The organism is Mycobacterium intracellulare ATCC 13950, assembly GCF_000277125.1.
Lineage (GTDB): Bacteria > Actinomycetota > Actinomycetes > Mycobacteriales > Mycobacteriaceae > Mycobacterium > Mycobacterium intracellulare.
This window is the reverse complement of sequence record NC_016946.1, coordinates 3,694,935-3,712,365: the sequence shown is the minus strand read 5'-3', so window position 1 is coordinate 3,712,365 and position 17,431 is coordinate 3,694,935. Positions and strand designations below refer to the sequence as shown.

The 17,431-nt window shown below is 70.0% G+C and carries 21 protein-coding genes; 13 read left to right on the top strand and 8 right to left on the bottom strand.

Going from position 1 to position 17,431, the window contains the following annotated elements:
* Positions 1–32 precede the first annotated feature (32 nt).
* From thyX to OCU_RS41850, 3 genes are all read left to right on the top strand, one after another.
* A complete protein-coding gene (gene thyX / locus OCU_RS41860) occupies positions 33–785 on the top strand; it encodes an FAD-dependent thymidylate synthase (protein WP_009955239.1) in 753 nt (250 codons plus the stop codon).
* Between the two features lie 166 nt (positions 786–951).
* Positions 952–1,854, top strand: a complete 903-nt coding sequence (gene dapA, locus OCU_RS41855) for a 4-hydroxy-tetrahydrodipicolinate synthase (RefSeq protein ID WP_014380621.1) — start codon at positions 952–954, stop codon at positions 1,852–1,854.
* Between the two features lie 19 nt (positions 1,855–1,873).
* Positions 1,874–3,550 carry a ribonuclease J gene (locus tag OCU_RS41850; RefSeq protein WP_026071288.1) on the top strand — a complete coding sequence of 559 codons (1,677 nt, stop codon included), beginning with the start codon at positions 1,874–1,876 and terminating at the stop codon, positions 3,548–3,550.
* Between the two features lie 4 nt (positions 3,551–3,554).
* On the opposite strand, the gene OCU_RS41845 is transcribed toward OCU_RS41850, so the two are convergent.
* From OCU_RS41845 to OCU_RS41835, 3 genes are read right to left on the bottom strand one after another with little or no spacing between them, the layout of a single operon-like run.
* The gene (locus tag OCU_RS41845) at positions 3,555–4,427 is read right to left on the bottom strand and encodes an SAM-dependent methyltransferase (protein WP_014380619.1); all 873 of its coding nucleotides are present in this window, start codon (positions 4,425–4,427) and stop codon (positions 3,555–3,557) included.
* Positions 4,428–4,432: 5 nt separating this feature from the next.
* The gene (locus OCU_RS41840) at positions 4,433–5,263 is read right to left on the bottom strand and encodes a mycofactocin-coupled SDR family oxidoreductase (protein WP_008258614.1); all 831 of its coding nucleotides are present in this window, start codon (positions 5,261–5,263) and stop codon (positions 4,433–4,435) included.
* Positions 5,263–5,577, bottom strand: a complete 315-nt coding sequence (locus tag OCU_RS41835) for a putative quinol monooxygenase (protein WP_008258613.1) — start codon at positions 5,575–5,577, stop codon at positions 5,263–5,265. Before OCU_RS41835 ends, OCU_RS41840 begins: the two co-directional genes overlap by 1 nt.
* Before the next feature lie 168 nt (positions 5,578–5,745).
* Between OCU_RS41835 and OCU_RS41830 the strand changes: the two genes are divergently transcribed.
* Positions 5,746–8,250 carry a DNA translocase FtsK gene (locus OCU_RS41830; protein ID WP_193375120.1) on the top strand — a complete coding sequence of 835 codons (2,505 nt, stop codon included), beginning with the start codon at positions 5,746–5,748 and terminating at the stop codon, positions 8,248–8,250.
* Positions 8,251–8,273: 23 nt separating this feature from the next.
* Here the strand turns inward: OCU_RS41830 and OCU_RS41825 are convergent, their stop codons facing one another.
* Entirely contained in the window at positions 8,274–8,807 is a 534-nt protein-coding gene (locus tag OCU_RS41825; RefSeq protein WP_014380617.1) for an amino-acid N-acetyltransferase, read from the bottom strand.
* Positions 8,808–8,845: 38 nt separating this feature from the next.
* On the opposite strand from OCU_RS41825, the gene pgsA reads away from it, so the two are divergent.
* The 4 genes from pgsA to pspM all read left to right on the top strand — a co-directional run bounded on the left by pgsA (position 8,846) and on the right by pspM (position 11,684).
* Positions 8,846–9,436: a CDP-diacylglycerol--glycerol-3-phosphate 3-phosphatidyltransferase gene (gene pgsA / locus OCU_RS41820; RefSeq protein ID WP_008258610.1), complete on the top strand. Its 591-nt coding sequence runs from the start codon at positions 8,846–8,848 to the stop codon at positions 9,434–9,436.
* Positions 9,437–9,552: 116 nt separating this feature from the next.
* Positions 9,553–9,903, top strand: coding sequence for a transcriptional regulator ClgR (clgR, locus tag OCU_RS41815; protein WP_009955247.1), 351 nt, complete (start codon positions 9,553–9,555; stop codon positions 9,901–9,903).
* Between the two features lie 134 nt (positions 9,904–10,037).
* Positions 10,038–10,865 (top strand): phage shock protein PspA, encoded by an 828-nt coding sequence (gene pspA, locus OCU_RS41810; RefSeq protein WP_008258608.1) that lies wholly within the window; start codon positions 10,038–10,040, stop codon positions 10,863–10,865.
* A gap of 9 nt (positions 10,866–10,874) precedes the next feature.
* The gene (pspM, locus tag OCU_RS41805) at positions 10,875–11,684 is read left to right on the top strand and encodes a phage shock envelope stress response protein PspM (RefSeq protein ID WP_014380614.1); all 810 of its coding nucleotides are present in this window, start codon (positions 10,875–10,877) and stop codon (positions 11,682–11,684) included.
* Here pspM and OCU_RS41800 read toward each other — a convergent pair.
* Together OCU_RS41800 and OCU_RS41795 are read right to left on the bottom strand one after the other, a co-directional pair.
* A complete protein-coding gene (locus tag OCU_RS41800; RefSeq protein WP_008258606.1) occupies positions 11,681–12,082 on the bottom strand; it encodes a DUF5313 domain-containing protein in 402 nt (133 codons plus the stop codon). The two genes, pspM and OCU_RS41800, sit on opposite strands and share 4 nt — an antisense overlap.
* A gap of 11 nt (positions 12,083–12,093) precedes the next feature.
* Entirely contained in the window at positions 12,094–12,525 is a 432-nt protein-coding gene (locus OCU_RS41795) for a limonene-1,2-epoxide hydrolase family protein (RefSeq protein ID WP_009956010.1), read from the bottom strand.
* 52 nt (positions 12,526–12,577) lie between these two features.
* Here OCU_RS41795 and OCU_RS41790 point away from each other — a divergent pair, with 52 nt between their 5' ends.
* Genes OCU_RS41790 through OCU_RS41780 form a run of 3 tightly spaced genes read left to right on the top strand, consistent with a single transcriptional unit; the run spans position 12,578 to position 14,304 of the window.
* The gene (locus tag OCU_RS41790) at positions 12,578–13,744 is read left to right on the top strand and encodes a glycosyltransferase (RefSeq protein ID WP_036459457.1); all 1,167 of its coding nucleotides are present in this window, start codon (positions 12,578–12,580) and stop codon (positions 13,742–13,744) included.
* A 40-nt stretch (positions 13,745–13,784) separates the two neighbouring features.
* Entirely contained in the window at positions 13,785–14,057 is a 273-nt protein-coding gene (locus OCU_RS41785; RefSeq protein ID WP_026071291.1) for a hypothetical protein, read from the top strand.
* Positions 14,058–14,109: 52 nt separating this feature from the next.
* Positions 14,110–14,304: a DUF3046 domain-containing protein gene (locus OCU_RS41780; protein ID WP_407558019.1), complete on the top strand. Its 195-nt coding sequence runs from the start codon at positions 14,110–14,112 to the stop codon at positions 14,302–14,304.
* A 10-nt stretch (positions 14,305–14,314) separates the two neighbouring features.
* Here the strand turns inward: OCU_RS41780 and OCU_RS41775 are convergent, their stop codons facing one another.
* Together OCU_RS41775 and OCU_RS41770 are read right to left on the bottom strand one after the other, a co-directional pair.
* Positions 14,315–14,953, bottom strand: a complete 639-nt coding sequence (locus OCU_RS41775) for a flavodoxin family protein (protein WP_008258599.1) — start codon at positions 14,951–14,953, stop codon at positions 14,315–14,317.
* A gap of 34 nt (positions 14,954–14,987) precedes the next feature.
* Positions 14,988–15,647 carry a (2Fe-2S)-binding protein gene (locus tag OCU_RS41770; RefSeq protein ID WP_014380611.1) on the bottom strand — a complete coding sequence of 220 codons (660 nt, stop codon included), beginning with the start codon at positions 15,645–15,647 and terminating at the stop codon, positions 14,988–14,990.
* Positions 15,648–15,877: 230 nt separating this feature from the next.
* Between OCU_RS41770 and recA the strand changes: the two genes are divergently transcribed.
* Complete coding sequence (gene recA / locus OCU_RS41765) at positions 15,878–16,930, top strand: recombinase RecA (RefSeq protein ID WP_008258595.1); 1,053 nt, start codon at positions 15,878–15,880, stop codon at positions 16,928–16,930.
* Entirely contained in the window at positions 16,896–17,417 is a 522-nt protein-coding gene (recX, locus tag OCU_RS41760) for a recombination regulator RecX (RefSeq protein ID WP_009955855.1), read from the top strand. Before recA ends, recX begins: the two co-directional genes overlap by 35 nt.
* Positions 17,418–17,431: the final 14 nt, after the last annotated feature.

The window sequence follows — 17,431 nt, the reverse complement described above, 5'->3', positions numbered from 1 at the left end:
CGATCCGCCCGGCACGCCTTAAGGTGAGCGCCGTGGCCGAGATCGCGCCGCTGCGCGTGCAACTGATCGCCAAGACCGAGTTCTTGGCGCCCCCGGACGTCCCGTGGAGCACCGACGCCGACGGCGGCCCCGCGCTGGTCGAGTTCGCCGGCCGGGCCTGCTACCAGAGCTGGTCGAAACCCAACCCCAAGACCGCGACCAATGCGGGCTACATCAAGCACATCATCGACGTCGGACATTTTTCGGTGCTCGAGCACGCGAGCGTGTCGTTCTACATCACCGGCCTGTCGCGCTCGTGCACCCACGAGCTGATCCGGCACCGGCACTTCTCCTACTCGCAGCTGTCGCAGCGCTACGTCCCCGAGACGGACTCGCACGTCGTCGTGCCGCCCGGCATGGAAGACGACCCCGAACTGCGGCAGATCCTGGCCGCGGCCGCCGACGCCAGCCGCGCCACCTACACCGAGTTGCTGGCCAAGCTGGAGGCGAAGTTCGCCGACCAGCCCAACGCCGTCTTGCGGCGCAAGCAGGCGCGTCAGGCCGCCCGCGCGGTGCTGCCCAACGCCACCGAAACCCGCATCGTCGTCACCGGCAACTACCGGGCGTGGCGCCACTTCATCGCCATGCGCGCCAGCGAGCACGCCGACGTGGAGATCCGGCGGCTTGCCATCGAATGCCTGCGTCAACTGGCGGGCGCGGCGCCGGCGGTGTTCGCCGACTTCGAGATCTCCGCCCTGGCCGACGGGACCGAGGTCGCGACCAGCCCGTTGGCGACCGAAGCCTGACCGACCATCGGGGACGCTTCAAAGACGCCGTCGTCGCTGCTAGGCGGGCGCTTATCGGCCACCCGCCCGGGTGTGACTCCTGCGACGGCTGAGCCGGCGTGCGTCGCGGCAACGCGCGCTCGTGCGGGTGCGAAATTGCTTGCCGGCGCCAGGTAACCTGAACACCGTGAGCACGGCCGGATTCGACGCCCCAGCGCGGTTGGGAACCGTGCTGACCGCGATGGTCACACCGTTTCGCCCGGACGGCTCCCTTGACACCGCCACCGCCGCCCACCTGGCCAACCACCTGATCGACGCGGGGTGTGACGGGCTGGTGGTCTCCGGCACCACCGGCGAATCGCCGACCACCACCGACGACGAGAAGCGGGAGCTGCTGCGCGTCGTGCTGGAGGCGGTGGGCGACCGCGCCCGCGTCATCGCCGGCGCGGGCACCTACGACACCGCGCACAGCGTCCGGCTGGCCAAGGCCTGCGCGGCCGAAGGCGCGCACGGGCTGCTGGTGGTCACGCCGTACTACTCGAAACCGCCCCAGAGCGGGCTGATCGCGCATTTCACCACCGTCGCCGACGCGACCGAATTGCCGGTGGTGCTCTACGACATCCCGCCCCGGTCGGTGATCCCGATCCAGCCCGAGACCATCCGCGCACTCTCGGCTCACCCGAACATCGTCGGGATCAAGGACGCCAAGGCCGACCTGCACAGCGGCGGCCAGATCATCGCCGAGACCGGCCTGGCCTACTACTCCGGCGACGACGCGCTGAACCTGCCGTGGCTGGCCATGGGCGCCACCGGCTTCATCAGCGTGATCTCCCACGTGGCGGCCAATCAACTTCGGGAAATGTTGTCCGCCTTCAACTCCGGGGATATCGCCACCGCCCGCAAGATCAACTCCACCGTCGCCCCGCTGTGCGACGCGATGGCGCGCCTGGGCGGCGTGACCTTGTCCAAGGCCGGCCTGCGCCTGCAGGGCATCGACGTCGGCGATCCCCGGCTGCCCCAAATGCCCGCTACGCCAGAGCAAGTCGACGCCTTGGCCGCCGATATGCGCGCGGCGTCGGTGCTCAGGTGACCCAAGGAGCGTCCGAGAAGTGGATGTAGACCTCGCCCCGCCAGGCCCATTGGCCACTGGAGGGTTGCGGGTCACCGCGCTGGGCGGCATCAGCGAAATCGGCCGCAACATGACGGTTTTCGAACACCTGGGCCGGCTGTTGATCATCGACTGCGGGGTGATGTTCCCCACCCACGACGAGCCCGGGGTCGACCTGATCCTCCCGGATCTGCGCCATATCGAGGACCGGCTCGACGACATCGAAGCGCTGGTGCTCACCCACGCCCACGAGGACCACATCGGCGGCATTCCGTTCCTGCTCAAGCTGCGACCCGACATCCCGGTCGTCGGTTCGAGATTCACCCTCGCGCTGGTCGCCGCGAAGTGCCGCGAGCACCGCCTCAAGCCGGTGTTCGTCGAGGTGGCCGAGGGCCAGAAGAGCACCCACGGCGTGTTCGATTGCCAATACTTCGCCGTCAACCACTCCATCCCCGACGCGCTGGCGATCGCCGTGCACACCGGCGCGGGAACGGTTCTGCACACCGGCGACATCAAGCTCGACCAGCTTCCCCTGGACGGCCGGCCGACCGACCTGCCCGGCATGTCCCGCCTCGGTGACGCCGGGGTGGACCTGTTCCTGTGCGATTCGACCAACGCCGAGCACCCCGGCGTCGGGCCGTCGGAAAGCGAGGTCGGGCCGACGCTGCACCGCCTGATCCGCGGCGCCGAGGGCCGCGTCATCGTCGCGTGCTTCGCCTCCAACGTGGACCGGGTCCAGCAAATCATCGACGCCGCAGTGGCATTGGGCCGGCGGGTGTCGTTCGTCGGCCGCTCCATGGTGCGCAACATGGGCATCGCCCGAGAGCTCGGCTTCCTGCGGGTGGCCGATTCCGACGTGATCGACATCGGCGCCGCCGAGATGATGCCGCCCGAGCGGGTCGTGCTGATCACCACCGGCACCCAGGGCGAGCCGATGTCGGCGCTCTCGCGGATGTCGCGCGGCGAGCACCGCAGCATCACGCTGACCGCGGGTGACCTCGTGGTGCTGGCGTCGTCGCTGATCCCGGGCAACGAGGAGGCCGTCTACGGCGTCATCGACGAACTCGCCAAGATCGGGGCACGCGTCGTCACCAACGCCCAAGCGCGCGTTCACGTTTCGGGCCACGCCTACGCCGGCGAACTGTTGTTCCTGTACAACGGGATCCGGCCCCGCCACGTCATGCCCGTGCACGGGACGTGGCGGATGCTGCGCGCCAACTCCAAGCTGGCGGCCCGCACCGGCGTGCCGGAGGAGTCGATCCTGCTCGCCGAGAACGGGGTCAGCGTCGACCTGGTCGCGGGCAAGGCCGCGATCGCCGGGGCGGTGCCCGTCGGCAAGATGTTCGTCGACGGCCTGATCAACGGCGACGTCGGCGACATCACGCTGGGCGAAAGGCTGATCCTCTCATCGGGTTTCGTCGCGGTGACCGTCGTGGTCGCCCGCGGCACCGGACGTCCGGTGGTCCCACCGCAGCTGCATTCGCGCGGCTTCTCCGAGGACCCCAAGGCGCTCGAGCCGGCCGTGCGCAGGGTCGAGGCGGAGCTGGAAGCGCTTGCGGCCGAGAACATCACCGACCCGAGCCGCATCGCCCAGGGCGTCCGGCGCACCATCGGCAAGTGGGTGGGCGAAACCTATCGCCGCCAGCCGATGATCGTGCCGACCGTCATCGAGGTCTGACCAGTTAGGTCTTCTCCGCGTAGGCCGACCACTCCAGTTGCGACGCCTTGAGTTTGCGACCCGTCGGTGCGACGTAGCGCTCGGCGAGCTCGTCGGGGCCGGCCTGCTCCACCAGCCGCCACCCGTACTCGCCGACGAACGCGGCGGCGTCGTCGGGTTGCAGGCCGAAATGCCACAGCTGCCGGCGCTGGCGGACGTTGCGGTACAGCGTGCGGGTGCCATACCGATTCGTGCCGTCGATGAAATCCCTACGGACGTAGGTGAACACCAAACGGCTGCCGGGTGCGGCCGCACGCAGCCCCTCCAGCGTGCGGCGAACGGTGGCCTCGGTCAGGTATTGGGTCACGCCCTCGCAGATGAAGAAGACCCGGTAGTCGGTGCGATAACCGTGCTCGGCCAGCGCGGTGAGCAGGTCGTCGTGCTCGAGGTTCAGCGCCACCAGCCGAACCGACAGCGGCGGCTCACCCAGCACCCGGCGGACCGTCTTGAACTTGCGGGCGATGTTGACCGGCAGGTCGACCTCGAACACCGGGATGCGGACCCGACGCGTCAGCAGATAGGCGCGGGTGTCCAGCCCCGCCCCCAGGATGACTACGGCGTCGATGTCGTCGAGCGACTCGGTGAGCTTGTCGGCGATAAAACGCTTGCGGCAGGCCAGGTTCGCCCACAATCCGGGGCCGGTGAACTCCGAGCCGCGGATCATCAGGCGACGAACCGGCGCGAACCGCGTCGCGCCGACCAGCCACCGCAGCGGGGTGGGCAAGAACAGCTCGGCGAAATCGTCGTCCACCAGGCGGCGCCCGGGCGGCTCGTTCTGCTCGACGGCGGCCAACACCATGGGGCCGAACGCCGTCTGCGCTACCGGATTTCGAGCCATGGCCGCTACTTGTTCAGGAAGCCCGCGTCGACCGGCAACGTGACCCCCGTGATGTAGCGGGCCTGATCCGACACCAGCCAGGCCACCGCGTTGGCGACGTCCTCGACGTCCAGCACCTCCACCGGCATGGCGTTGCCCATGGCGCCGGGTGTGTCGGTCGCGGCGGCCATCTTGGCCAGCCACTCGCGAGTGAACTCGTTGTTGATCATCGGCGTCTCGACACCGGACGGATGAATGGAGTTGACCCGGATCATCTGCCCGGCAAGCAGATTCGCGTAAACCCGCATCAACCCGACGACCCCGTGCTTGGCGGCGGCGTAGCCCACCGAACCGGCGTCCGGGCTGCCGACGCCGGCCAGCCCGGCGCTCGAGCTGATCAGCACGATCGATCCGCCGGTGCCCTGCTTGACCATCGTGGGTATCGCGGCCTTGATCGTGTGGTACACGCCGGTGAGGTTGACGTCGATGACGTCGTGCCAGCCGTCGTCACCGGACTGCATGGGAGCGATCCCCGCGTTGGCCACCACGATGTCAAGGCGGCCGAACACGTCGAGCCCCGCTTGCAGTGCCGCCGACAGGGATTCGCGGTCGCGGACGTCGCCACGGGAGGCCACGATGCGCGCGCCGGTGTCCTCCACGAGCTTCACGGTGGCCGCCAGGTCCTCCGGCGTGGCCAGCGAGTAGGGGACGCTGGCGATCTGGTCGCACAGATCGACGGCGATGATGTCGGCGCCGTCGGCAGCCAGTCGCACGGCGTGTGCGCGCCCCTGGCCGCGCGCCGCGCCGGTGATGAACGCGACCTTGCCTTTGAGCGGGCCTTCCGACGAGGGGGCCATCAGGGGCGCAACTGTCCTTTGGCCGGGTCGCCCGCCGAGATCGTCTGCAACATCTTGATGTCGGGGGCGCCGTCGAGGTGTTCGCCGGCCGCGCTGAACATCTTGCCGATCGCCGGGGCGGTGCTGTGCGCCTTGAGCGCCTCCTCGTCGGCCCACTGCTCGATGAAGACGAAGGTCTCGCCCGAGTGATGCAGCGAGTACAGCTGACAGCCCGGCTCGTCGTGCACCTCTTCGACCGCGCGGGTGAGGATGTCGCGAACGGTGTCGACCGATTCCGGTTTGACGGTCATGGTGGCGACGACGACAACGGGCATTGATGGCCTCCTGGGCGCTCCGGGACGGGTGACGAGCACGACTTCGCTCACCGAAATGTCACCCTACTCACGCGGCCGGGGAGCCGACCCGCCACATGCCGCACAAGCCGGGCGGTTACCAGTGTGGCGGGTGGTGTAGATGATGCCGTTGCGACTACCCTTGCCGTCATGCCCAGTAAGACCGCCGCCCGCTCCGCAAGCCGAACGAGCAGGTCAAAGGCCCCTTCGCGCGCGGGCGGATCCCGCGGCGCGCGACCAGCGGCGCCCCGCAGGAAGCCCAGCAAGCCCGCCCGCCGCCGGAATCGCTCACCACTGGTCGGAATCGGGCTGACCTGTGGCCGCGCCCTGCGCGCCACCTGGTTGATGGCCGCGCGGGGGACCGGCGGCGCGGCCCGGTCAATCGGGCGGGCCCGCGACATCGACCCCGGCCACCGCCGCGACGGCATCGCGCTGCTGTTGCTGGGCTTTTCCGTGGTGGTCGCCGCGAGCTCGTGGTTCCACGCCGCCGGGCCGGTCGGGGCGTGGATCGACACCCTGGTGCGGACCTTCATCGGCGCCGGCGTGCTGGCACTGCCCGTCGTCACCGCCGCGGTGGGGGTGACCCTGATGCGGACGGAGCCCGACCCCGAGGTGCGGCCCCGGCTGATCCTGGGCGCCAGCCTGATCACCCTGTCTTTGCTCGGCCTGCGTCACCTGTGGTCGGGCTCGCCGGGCGACCCGGAGGCGCGCCGGCGCGCGGCGGGATTCATCGGCTTCGCCATCGGCGGGCCGCTCGCGGACGGGCTCACCCCGTGGATCGCGGCGCCGCTGCTGTTCATCGGCTTCATGTTCGGGCTGTTGCTGTTGACGGGCACCACGATCCGCGAGGTGCCCGTGGTGATGCGCAACCTGTTCCACACGCGGTTCGTCGACGAGGACTACGACGACGAGCCCTACGACTACGCCGACGAGTTCGACGACGCCGAACCCGACGATTACTCCGACGACGCCTCGAGCGAGCCGGCGCCGTGGTCACCGGACGACGACGCCCAGGCCGCGCTGCAGGACGACATCCCCACCGTTCCCGAACCCGCCTTGCAACCCGGCTCAGAGCCCGGCGCGGCGCGGGGCCGCAAGCGCGGACGGTCGGCGGACAAGCAGGACACCATCGAGCTGGACCGGGTCGTCGAGGGCCCCTACGTGCTGCCGTCGCTGAGCCTGCTGGTGGCCGGGGACCCGCCCAAGAAGCGCAGCGCCGCCAACACCGTCATGGCCGACGCCATCACCGAGGTGCTGACCCAGTTCAAGGTCGACGCGGCGGTCACCGGCTGCACCCGCGGACCGACCGTCACCCGCTACGAGGTCGAGCTGGGCCCGGGCGTGAAGGTCGAGAAGATCACCGCCCTGCAGAAGAACATCGCGTATGCGGTGGCCACCGAAAGCGTGCGCATGCTGGCGCCCATCCCCGGCAAGTCCGCCGTCGGCATCGAGGTGCCCAACACCGACCGCGAAATGGTGCGGCTGGCCGACGTGCTCACCGCGCCGTCGACGCGGCGCGACCATCACCCGCTGGTGATCGGGCTGGGCAAGGACATCGAGGGCGACTTCATCTCGGCGAACCTGGCCAAGATGCCGCACCTGCTGGTCGCCGGCTCCACCGGATCCGGTAAGTCCAGCTTCGTCAACTCGATGCTGATCTCGCTGCTGGCCCGGGCCACCCCGGAAGAGGTCAGGATGATCCTGATCGACCCGAAGATGGTGGAACTCACGCCGTACGAGGGCATTCCGCACCTGATCACCCCGATCATCACCCAGCCCAAGAAGGCGGCGGCGGCGCTGGCATGGCTGGTCGAGGAGATGGAGCAGCGCTACCAGGACATGCAGGCGTCGCGGGTGCGCCACATCGACGACTTCAACGAGAAGGTCCGCTCCGGCGCCATCACCGCGCCGCTGGGCAGCCAGCGCGAATACCGGCCCTACCCGTACGTGGTCGCGATCGTCGACGAGCTGGCCGACCTGATGATGACCGCGCCCCGCGACGTCGAGGACGCCATCGTGCGGATCACCCAAAAGGCCCGCGCCGCAGGCATTCACCTGGTGCTGGCCACCCAGCGCCCGTCGGTGGACGTGGTCACCGGGCTGATCAAGACCAACGTGCCGTCGCGGCTGGCGTTCGCCACGTCGTCGCTCACCGATTCCCGGGTGATCCTGGACCAGGCCGGCGCGGAGAAGCTGATCGGCATGGGCGACGGCCTGTTCCTGCCGATGGGCGCGGGCAAGCCGATCCGGCTGCAGGGCGCCTTCATCACCGACGAGGAGATCCAGGCCGTCGTCACCGCCTGCAAGGACCAGGCCGAACCCGAGTACACCGAGGGCGTCACCACCGCCAAGCCCACCGGGGAACGCACCGACGTCGACCCCGACATCGGCGACGACATGGACGTCTTCCTGCAGGCCGTCGAGCTGGTGGTGTCCAGCCAGTTCGGCTCCACCTCGATGCTGCAGCGCAAGCTGCGCGTCGGCTTCGCCAAGGCCGGCCGGCTGATGGACCTGATGGAGACCCGCGGCATCGTCGGGCCGTCGGAGGGGTCCAAGGCGCGCGAGGTGCTGATCAAGCCCGACGAGCTGGCCGGGACGCTGGCGTTGATCCGGGGCGGCGCCGACGCCGACGGCGGCGACCCCGACCCCGACTAGCGCGAGCGTGGAAGTCCGGCCGGTTAGAGCACCAACAGCATCCGGGAGTTGCCGAGGATGTTGGGCTTGACGTAGCTCAGGTCCAGGAACTCGGCCACACCGATGTCGTAGGAGCGGCACATCTCCTCGAACACCTCGGCGGTGACGGGCGTGCCCTCGATCTCGGTGAACCCGTGCCGCGCGAAGAACTCGGTCTCGAACGTCAGCACGAACAGCCGCTTGAGCGCCAACTCGCGGGCGACCTCGAGCAGCCGGTCGACGATCGCGTGGCCGATGCCGTGGCCGGTCATCGCCGGGTTCACCGCGACGGTCCGCACCTCGCCGAGGTCGGCCCACAGCACGTGCAGCGCGCCGCAACCGACGACGCGGCCCTCGTGCTCGGCCACCCAGAACTCCTGAACGGCCTCGTAGAGCGTCACGAGGTTCTTTTCAAGCAGGATCTTGCCCGAGTAGGTGTCGACCAGTTGCTTGATGGCGGGAACGTCGGATGTTCGCGCTCGCCGCACCAGCGGCCGGTAGCCCTGTGGACTTGTGCTCACGGCTAACAGTATCGGCATCGGGAACGGCGACGCTGGTCAACGGTTATTCTGTTGCCGTGTCGGGGCAGCCGCAGACCGGTCCGGTGGTAGGCCGCGCGAACATCGCCAACCTCGCCAACACGCTGACGCTGCTGCGGCTGGTGCTGGTCCCGGTCTTTCTGCTCGCCCTGTTCGCCGGTGACGGCCAGGAGCCCGGCTTCCGGGTGGTGGCGTTCCTGATCTTCGCGGTGGCGTGCATCACCGATCGCCTGGACGGCCTGCTGGCCCGCAACTACGGCATGGCAACCGAATTCGGCGCGTTCGTCGACCCGATCGCGGACAAGACCCTGGTGGGATCGGCGCTGATCGGCCTGTCGATGCTCGGGGAGCTGCCGTGGTGGGTCACCGTGGTGATCCTGGTTCGCGAATTCGGGGTCACCGTGCTGCGGCTGGCCGTGATCCGCCGCGGCGTCATCCCGGCCAGCTGGGGCGGCAAGCTCAAGACCGTCGTTCAGGTGTTGGCTATCGGATTGTTCGTCCTGCCGCTGGGGGGACCGTTCCGGGTGGCCGCCGCGGTGGTGATGGGCGCGGCGATCGTGCTGACGGTGATCACCGGGATCGACTACGTGGTCTCGACCGTTCGGGAACTGCGCCGCACGAACGGCTGATTCTTTGGCCGCCGAGCGGGAACCAGACCGCCGCTGACGGCGTTCACCTAATGAGCACCTGCCGGAGGCAAGCTGACGACGTGCCGCGCAGGGCCGACTGGACGAAGGAGGGCGGGATGCCGCCATTGGTGCGCGAGGTGATCGGCGACGTGCTGCGCGAGGCCCGCACGGCACAGGGCCGCACGCTGCGTGAGGTGTCCGATTCGGCGCGAGTGAGCCTCGGGTATCTGTCCGAGGTCGAGCGCGGCCGCAAGGAGCCGTCCAGCGAGCTGCTCAATGCGATCTGCGACGCGCTGGACGTCCCGTTGTCGTCGGTTCTCACCGACGCCGGTGAGCGGATGGCCGGCCAGGAACGGGCCCACGAGCGGGCCCCCGCCGGCGTGCCCGCCGACGCGGCCGCGGGCAGCAGCATCGACGTCAGCACCAAGGTCGTCATTCCGCCGGTGGCGTCGCTCGCGCTGGCCTGAGTGCCGGTCGGCCGATGCCGCGCAAAGGGTGGGGCGATCGGCGCCGACCCACTAAATTGAGCGTCAGGCGCGCGGCCCGTCAGGGTCGATCCGGAACCATCCGGCCCCTCAGGAAGCGAAGGTGGAGCTAACTCATGGCCAATCCGTTCGTCAAGGCGTGGAAGTACCTCACGGCGCTGTTCAACGCGAAGATCGACGAGCACGCAGACCCCAAGGTGCAGATCCAGCAGGCCATCGAGGAGGCGCAACGCACGCACCAGGCGCTGACCCAGCAGGCCGCGCAGGTCATCGGCAACCAGCGGCAACTCGAGATGCGGCTCAACCGTCAGCTGGCGGACGTGGAAAAACTTCAGGTCAACGTGCGTCAGGCCCTGACGCTGGCCGACCAGGCCACCGCCGCCGGGGACGCCGCCAAGGCCACCGAATACAACAACGCCGCGGAGGCGTTCGCCGCCCAGCTGGTCACCGCCGAGCAAAGCGTCGAAGACCTCAAAACGCTGCACGATCAGGCGCTTAACGCGGCCGGACAGGCCAAGAAGGCGGTCGAACAGAACGCCATGGTGCTGCAGCAGAAGATCGCCGAGCGCACCAAGCTGCTCAGCCAGCTCGAGCAGGCCAAGATGCAGGAACAGGTCAGCGCCTCGCTGCAGTCGATGAGCGACCTGGCCGCCCCGGGCAACGTCCCCAGCCTCGACGAGGTGCGCGACAAGATCGAGCGCCGCTACGCCAACGCGATCGGGGCCGCCGAGCTGGCGCAGGGCTCGGTGCAGGGCCGGATGCTCGAGGTCGAGCAGGCCGGCGTGCAGATGGCCGGCCATTCCCGCCTCGAGCAGATCCGTGCCTCCATGCGCGGCGAGGCGCTGCCGACCGGGGGGACGCCCGCGGCGGGGACCACGCCCGCCACTCCGGCGCCGGCGGAGAGCGCCGGCGGTGCGGTCAGCGAGAAGCCACTTGGCCAGTAATCCGGTCTCATGGCGGTGAACGCGCCGCGGCCCCGCCTGTGGCGCGCGCTGCTGCACCGCGGATTGGCCACCGCCGCCGACGTTTCCGACCTGGTGGCCCGCAAGATCAGCGCGGCCGCGGATCCGCGCGCACGCCAGCTGCGCCGTCGCCGCCGCGCGCTGCGGTGGGGCCTGATCTTCGCCGCCGGGTGCGCGTTCTGGGCGGTGGTGACCATCTTGCTCGCGGCCTGGGGATGGTTCGCGTTGCTGCTGGAGATCACCGGCGGGGTCGCGGTCGTCATGGCCATTCCGGCCACCTTGCTGCTGCTGCGCTACCGCTGGCTGCGGTCCGAGCCGCTGCCGGTACCGCGGACCACGACCGCGCGCCGGCTGCCGCCGCCGGGTTCGGCGGCGCGCCCCGCCATGTACGCGCTGGGGGCCTCTGAGCGCGGATTCTTCTCGCTGGTGGCCGTGCTGGAGCGGGGCGCGATGTTGCCGACGGCCGAGATCCGCGACCTGACCGCGGCCGCCACCAAGACCTCGGCGGCCATGGCGTCCACGGCCGCGCAGGTGGTGTCGATGGAGCGGGCGGCGCAGGCCAGCGAACAGTCGCGGTCGTATCTGGTGCCCACCATCAACGCGTTCACCGCGCAACTGAGCGCCGGCGTTCGCCAATACAACGAAATGGTCACCGCCGCAGCGCAATTGGTGTCCTCTGCCAACGGTGACGGGCTCACCGAGTCGCAGCGCTACCGCGCGGAGCTGGCCGGGGCGACCGACCGCCTGCTCGGTTGGGCGCAGGCGTTCGATGAACTCGGCGGACTGCGCGGCGCCGGCTAATCTTCCGGGCGCGGGCCGTAGCGCTCGATGTACGACTGGTGCATGCGGGCGTCGCGCTTGCGGGCCAGCTCGTCGACCAACTCGGGATCCAGATCGTGCACGGCCAGCATGTGGCGCCGCCACACCTTGTTCAGCGCGTGCGAAAAGTACACGAACGGAATGAGAATCGGCAGCGTCATGCTCAGATGCACGTCGAGCGTCGTCGGGATCAACCAGAACGGCGCCAGCACCACCACCGCCGGCACCGCCACGCGGCGCATCATCCGCGCGCTCGCGCCCTTGCCGGCCAGGTCGTTGCGCACCCAGTCGCGCATCGAGTCCGGTAGCCGGCCACCGCAGCAATAGCGGACGAACTGCCAGAAATTCGGCCGCGTGCGGGCGGCGTCCCGGTTTATCATCGTGCCCCCGCTCAGAACGCCGCTTTCAGCGACGGCACCACCAGCGCCGCCAGGCCGCGCGCGGTGGCCTTGAGCATGTCGAAGAAGTCAAAGTAGTCCCGCCACAGCGTGATTCGCCCGTTGTGCACCTCGAACACGCCGCACACCCAGAACTGCAGCCGCAGGGGGCCGAAGATCAGCGCGTCGGTGCGTTCGGTGAGCACCGCGCCGCCGTCGGCCGCGATGCGGTGGATCTTCACCTCGAAGGCCGCGCGGCCCTCCATCTGGCGAAACAGCTTCATGGCCCTGGCGCGGCCATGGATGGTGGGCAGGCCGACGTTTTCGTAGACGAGGTCGTCGGCCAAAGCGGCATCGGCGGCCTCGTAATCGGCGTCCTGCAGCGCGTTCAGGAATCCCTCGACCGTGCGGGTGTTCGCCACGGTTGTCCCAGTCAGCTCGGTCATCTTGCCAGCGTAGGCGAGCGTGGCGGCCGGGCGCTGTGGCAGGGTGAACCCGATGCGTGTCGCCGTGGTCGCCGGGCCCGATCCCGGGCATTCGTTCCCGGCGATCGCGCTGTGCCGGCGCTTCGCCGAGGCGGGCGACGAGCCCACGCTGTTCACCGGCGCCGAATGGATCGACACCGCCCGCGGCGCCGGCATCGACGCCGTCGCGCTGGACGGGCTGGTGGCCACCGACGACGACGTCGACGCCGGGGCCCGGATCCACCGGCGCGCCGCGCGGATGGCTGTGCTCAATGTGCCCGCGCTGCGCGACCTGGCGCCCGACCTGGTGGTCTCCGACGTCATCACCGCGGGCGGCGGGATGGCCGCCGAGCTGTTGGGGATCCCGTGGATCGAGCTCAATCCGCATCCGCTGTACCTGCCGTCGAAGGGCCTGCCCCCGATCGGCAGCGGGCTGGCGCCGGGGACCGGCATCCGGGGCCGGTTGCGCGACGCCGCGATGCGCGCGCTCACCGCGCGCTCCTGGCGGGCGGGCCTGCGGCAGCGCGCGGCGGTGCGCACCGAGATCGGCTTGCCGGCCGCCGACCCCGGTCCGCTGCGACGGCTGATCGCCACGCTGCCCGCGTGCGAGGTGCCCCGCCCGGACTGGCCGCCGGAGGCAGTGCTGGTGGGCCCGCTGCACTTCGAGCCGACCGACCGGGCGCTGGACATCCCCGCGGGGTCCGGGCCCGTGGTCGTGGTCGCGCCGTCGACCGCGTCGACCGGCACCGAAGGCCTGGCCGAGGTGGCGCTGGCCTGCCTGATACCGGGGGACACCCTGCCGCCGGGGGCGCGGGTGGTGGTCTCGCGGCTGGGCGGGGCGGAGCTGACGGTGCCGCCGTGGGCGGTGGCCGGGCTGGGCAGCCAGGCCGAGTTGCTGACGCACGCCGACGTGGTGATCTGCGGCGGCGGGCACGGCATGGTGGCCAAGACGCTGCTGGCGGGGGTGCCGCTGGTCGCGGTGCCCGGCGGCGGCGACCAGTGGGAGATCGCCAACCGGATCGTCCGCCAGGGCAGCGCGCGGCTGGTTCGTCCGCTGAGCGCCGACGCGCTGGTGGCCGCGGTCAACGACGTGCTGGCAGCGCCGGGCTACCGGGCCGCGGCGCGGCGGGCCGCCGCTAGCATCGCCGACGTCGCCGACCCGGTCGCAGTGTGCCACGACGCACTGGCGGTGGCCGGATGACCCGCCCCGCACGGCCCTATGCTTCGGCGGGAGGCACGCAATGAGGATGATCACGGCGGTCACGGCCGGCGCCCTGCTGGCGGGGCCGGTGTTCGGGGCGGGCGTCGCGCGCGCCGACAGCCCCGAGGAACAGCAGGCCTGTCAATTGATGGACGATCCCGCCGCCGCCGAGCAGGGACTCGCGCCGGCCGAATACGCCTTCATGCGGTTGCGCGCCACGATGTCGGCGCAACACGCCCGCGACACCATGTCCCTCGCGGTCCAGGAGGACTGCCCGAATCACATCATCGACCTGCCGGCCAGCTGGCGATGACCGGCGTCGCGCGCCGGTGTCCGATCCATGCCCGCTGGGTATGTTCACTGGCGTGCGGCTAACGGAGTTTCACGAGCGGGTGGTGCTGCGCTTCGGTTCCACCTACGGGTCATCGGTCTTGGTCGATCACGTGCTGACCGGTTTCGACGGCCGGACGGCCGCCCAGGCCATCGAGGAGGGCATCGAGCCCCGCGACGTCTGGCGGGCGTTGTGCGTCGACTTCGACGTGCCCCACGAGCAGTGGTGACTCGCGCGCGTTATTCGTATGCCGGATAAGGGTTTTGCCGCAGCACCGTGGCCAGGTGCACGGCATTGCGGGCCGCGTTGGCGGTGGCGGACGCGACCGCGTCCGGGACGTCGTCGAGGTCGGTGTAGTCCGTGCCCTGCATCGCCTCGCCGTTCCAGTAGGTGCAGCCCTGCGCGGCGATCGAGAACCCGATGTCGTTGAGCGCCTGAAAGAGGTCGGCCACGATCTTGTGCGCGCCGTCCTCGTTGCCGACGACCGCGGCCAGGGCCACCTTGCCCACCATTGCCGGCCGTCCCGCGTCGTCGGTGTCGGACAGCTCGGCATCCAGGCGCTCCAGGACGCGCTGCGCGACGCTGGACATGTGCCCGACCCAGGTGGGCGTCGACACGATGACGATGTCGGCCGCCTTGATCTTGGTCAGCACCGCCGGCCACTCGTCGCCCGGGCCCATGTCGGCCTCGACACCCGGCAGCAGCGCCAGGTCCACGCATCGCACCTTCTCGCCCTGGACGCCCGCGCCGCGCAGCTGATCGAGCAACTGGTCGGCGAGCAGGTCGCTGCTGGACGGCGCGGGGCTCTTCTTCAACGAGCAGACCAGCGCGAGGGCGCGCAGGGACGGTGCTGAGGTCGGGGCCATGGTGGGCCACATACCCCGGCGCGGCGGCACCAAACGGCGCCCGGCCCTACCGCGGCGTCGGGTGCAGCACGCAGTCGCCGCACAACGAGCCGTCGGGCAGGCGATAGAACAGGCAGCAGCTGCGGCGCCGGAAGCCCAGCCGCGGGCCGGTGATCACGCCGGATCCGGCCAGCGCGCCGGTGTCCAGCAGGGACCGGGTGGTCTCGGTGATCGCGCGGCGCAGGTCGGGCCGCGCCGTCAGCAGCGCCCGCGCGGCGCCCACCAGCGCGGAGGCGATGTTGCCCGCGAGCAGCGCCGGCGCCAGCTTGACCCGCAGGCCGGCGGCGAGCGGGCGCATGTGCTCACTCACCACGGCGCGATACAGCGCGTCCGGTGAATCGGCGGGCATCCCAACGGGTCGGGGCAGTCGTAGCTGCGCGCCGTCGTCGGCGCGTTGCAGGTCGTCGAGCCGGGGGAGGACGCCGTGGCCGATCGCGCACGCGAGCACCGGCGACCACAGCCGGGTGGCGTGGCCGAGGTGAACCAGCGAGGCGCCGATCCGCAGGTCGGTCGTGCGGTAGCGCCGGGCGGTGGCGTCGATCAGGTCGGCGCAGCCGTCGGCGTAGGACTGGGTGACCGGATGCCATCCCGCCGCGTCGCCGCCGACGGTCAGGGCGAAAAAGCCTCCATAGGAAGCCGTTTCGGCCAGCTCGGTGGAGATGTCCATCGCGTCGTCGCCCGCCTCTTGAGGAAATCCGCCGCGAAGCCCCGTCGACGCCTTTCGGTGGCCGATGTTGCCACACGCGATGGCGATGAACGGCGTGTCAGACTTGAATCGAACACCTGTTCGGCTAGTGTGGGGAGCGTTCGGCCAGTCAACTTGTCGGTGGGCTTCTCTAGTGTCACCGCCAACCGACCGATACCGGTCAGACGAACACCGACTATAGGAGAGACACCATGGCGCAAGCCCCCGATCGCGAGAAGGCTCTCGAACTGGCGATGGCCCAGATCGAAAAGAGCTACGGCAAAGGCTCGGTAATGCGTCTCGGCGACGAGATGCGCCAGCCGATCTCGGTCATCCCGACCGGATCCATCGCACTGGACGTGGCCCTGGGCATCGGCGGCCTGCCCCGCGGCCGGGTCGTGGAGATCTACGGCCCGGAATCCTCGGGTAAGACCACCGTCGCCCTGCACGCCGTGGCCAACGCCCAGGCCGCCGGCGGCGTCGCGGCCTTCATCGACGCCGAGCACGCCCTGGACCCGGAGTACGCCAAGAAGCTCGGCGTGGACACCGATTCCCTGCTGGTCAGCCAGCCCGACACGGGGGAGCAGGCCCTCGAGATCGCCGACATGCTGATCCGCTCCGGCGCCCTGGACATCCTGGTCATCGACTCGGTGGCGGCGCTGGTGCCGCGCGCGGAGCTCGAAGGCGAGATGGGGGACAGCCACGTCGGCCTGCAGGCCCGGCTGATGAGCCAGGCGCTGCGGAAAATGACTGGCGCGCTGAACAATTCGGGCACCACCGCGATCTTCATCAACCAGCTGCGCGAGAAGATCGGCGTGATGTTCGGCAGCCCCGAGACCACCACGGGTGGAAAGGCGTTGAAGTTCTACGCCTCGGTGCGCATGGACGTTCGCCGGATCGAGACCCTCAAGGACGGCACCAACGCGGTGGGTAACCGCACCCGGGTCAAGATCGTCAAGAACAAGGTGTCGCCGCCGTTCAAGCAGGCCGAGTTCGACATCCTCTACGGCCGGGGCATCAGCCGGGAAGGCTCGCTGATCGACATGGGTGTGGATCAGGGCTTCATCCGCAAGTCCGGTTCCTGGTTCACCTATGAGGGCGAGCAGCTCGGCCAGGGCAAGGAGAACGCCCGCACCTTCTTGATGGAGAACGACGAAGTGGCCAACGAGATCGAGAAGAAGATCAAGGAAAAGCTCGGCATTGGCGCGGTCGTGACCGATGACTTGTCCGATGACAGCGTCCTGCCCGCCCCCGTCGATTTCTGATCCCTCCCGCGAGGAGCAGGCGCGGGCGCTGTGCCTGCGCCTGCTCACCGCGAGAGCGCGCACCCGGGCCGAGCTGCGCGGCCGGCTGACCCAGCGCGGTTATCCCGCCGACGTCAGCGAGCGGGTGCTCGACCGGTTGGCCTCCGTCGGCCTGATCGACGACACCGACTTCGCCCAACAGTGGGTGCGGTCCCGCCGCGCGCACGCCGGGAAAAGCAAGCGCGCCTTGGCCGCGGAGCTGCACACCAAGGGCGTCGACAACGACGTGATCACCACCGTGCTCGCCGACATCGACGCCGGGGCCGAGCGGGACCGGGCGGAACAGTTGGTCCGGGCCAAGCTGCGCCGCGAGACGCTGAACGACGACGACGCCCGGGTGACTCGCCGGCTGGTGGGGATGCTGGCGCGCCGCGGCTACAGCCAGAACCTGGCGTGCGAGGTGGTGTTCGCCGAGCTGGCCGCCGAGCGGGAGCGCCGCCGCGTCTAGGCGGTGACGTGCGG

Bases quoted from the DNA above. Each gene is read 5' to 3' on its own strand.
- OCU_RS41800 (WP_008258606.1), bottom strand. From the start codon at position 12,082: ATGATAAACCGGGACGCCGCCCGCACGCGGCCGAATTTCTGGCAGTTC.
- pspA (WP_008258608.1), top strand. From the start codon at position 10,038: ATGGCCAATCCGTTCGTCAAGGCGTGGAAGTACCTCACGGCGCTGTTC.
- OCU_RS41845 (WP_014380619.1), bottom strand. From the start codon at position 4,427: ATGGCTCGAAATCCGGTAGCGCAGACGGCGTTCGGCCCCATGGTGTTG.
- OCU_RS41770 (WP_014380611.1), bottom strand. From the start codon at position 15,647: ATGGACATCTCCACCGAGCTGGCCGAAACGGCTTCCTATGGAGGCTTT.
- recA (WP_008258595.1), top strand. From the start codon at position 15,878: ATGGCGCAAGCCCCCGATCGCGAGAAGGCTCTCGAACTGGCGATGGCC.
- pspM (WP_014380614.1), top strand. From the start codon at position 10,875: ATGGCGGTGAACGCGCCGCGGCCCCGCCTGTGGCGCGCGCTGCTGCAC.
- OCU_RS41785 (WP_026071291.1), top strand. From the start codon at position 13,785: ATGAGGATGATCACGGCGGTCACGGCCGGCGCCCTGCTGGCGGGGCCG.
- OCU_RS41825 (WP_014380617.1), bottom strand. From the start codon at position 8,807: ATGCCGATACTGTTAGCCGTGAGCACAAGTCCACAGGGCTACCGGCCG.
- OCU_RS41830 (WP_193375120.1), top strand. From the start codon at position 5,746: ATGCCCAGTAAGACCGCCGCCCGCTCCGCAAGCCGAACGAGCAGGTCA.
- OCU_RS41775 (WP_008258599.1), bottom strand. From the start codon at position 14,953: ATGTGGCCCACCATGGCCCCGACCTCAGCACCGTCCCTGCGCGCCCTC.
- clgR (WP_009955247.1), top strand. From the start codon at position 9,553: ATGCCGCCATTGGTGCGCGAGGTGATCGGCGACGTGCTGCGCGAGGCC.
- recX (WP_009955855.1), top strand. From the start codon at position 16,896: ATGACAGCGTCCTGCCCGCCCCCGTCGATTTCTGATCCCTCCCGCGAG.
- OCU_RS41840 (WP_008258614.1), bottom strand. From the start codon at position 5,263: ATGGCCCCCTCGTCGGAAGGCCCGCTCAAAGGCAAGGTCGCGTTCATC.
- OCU_RS41835 (WP_008258613.1), bottom strand. From the start codon at position 5,577: ATGCCCGTTGTCGTCGTCGCCACCATGACCGTCAAACCGGAATCGGTC.
- OCU_RS41795 (WP_009956010.1), bottom strand. From the start codon at position 12,525: ATGACCGAGCTGACTGGGACAACCGTGGCGAACACCCGCACGGTCGAG.
- OCU_RS41790 (WP_036459457.1), top strand. From the start codon at position 12,578: ATGCGTGTCGCCGTGGTCGCCGGGCCCGATCCCGGGCATTCGTTCCCG.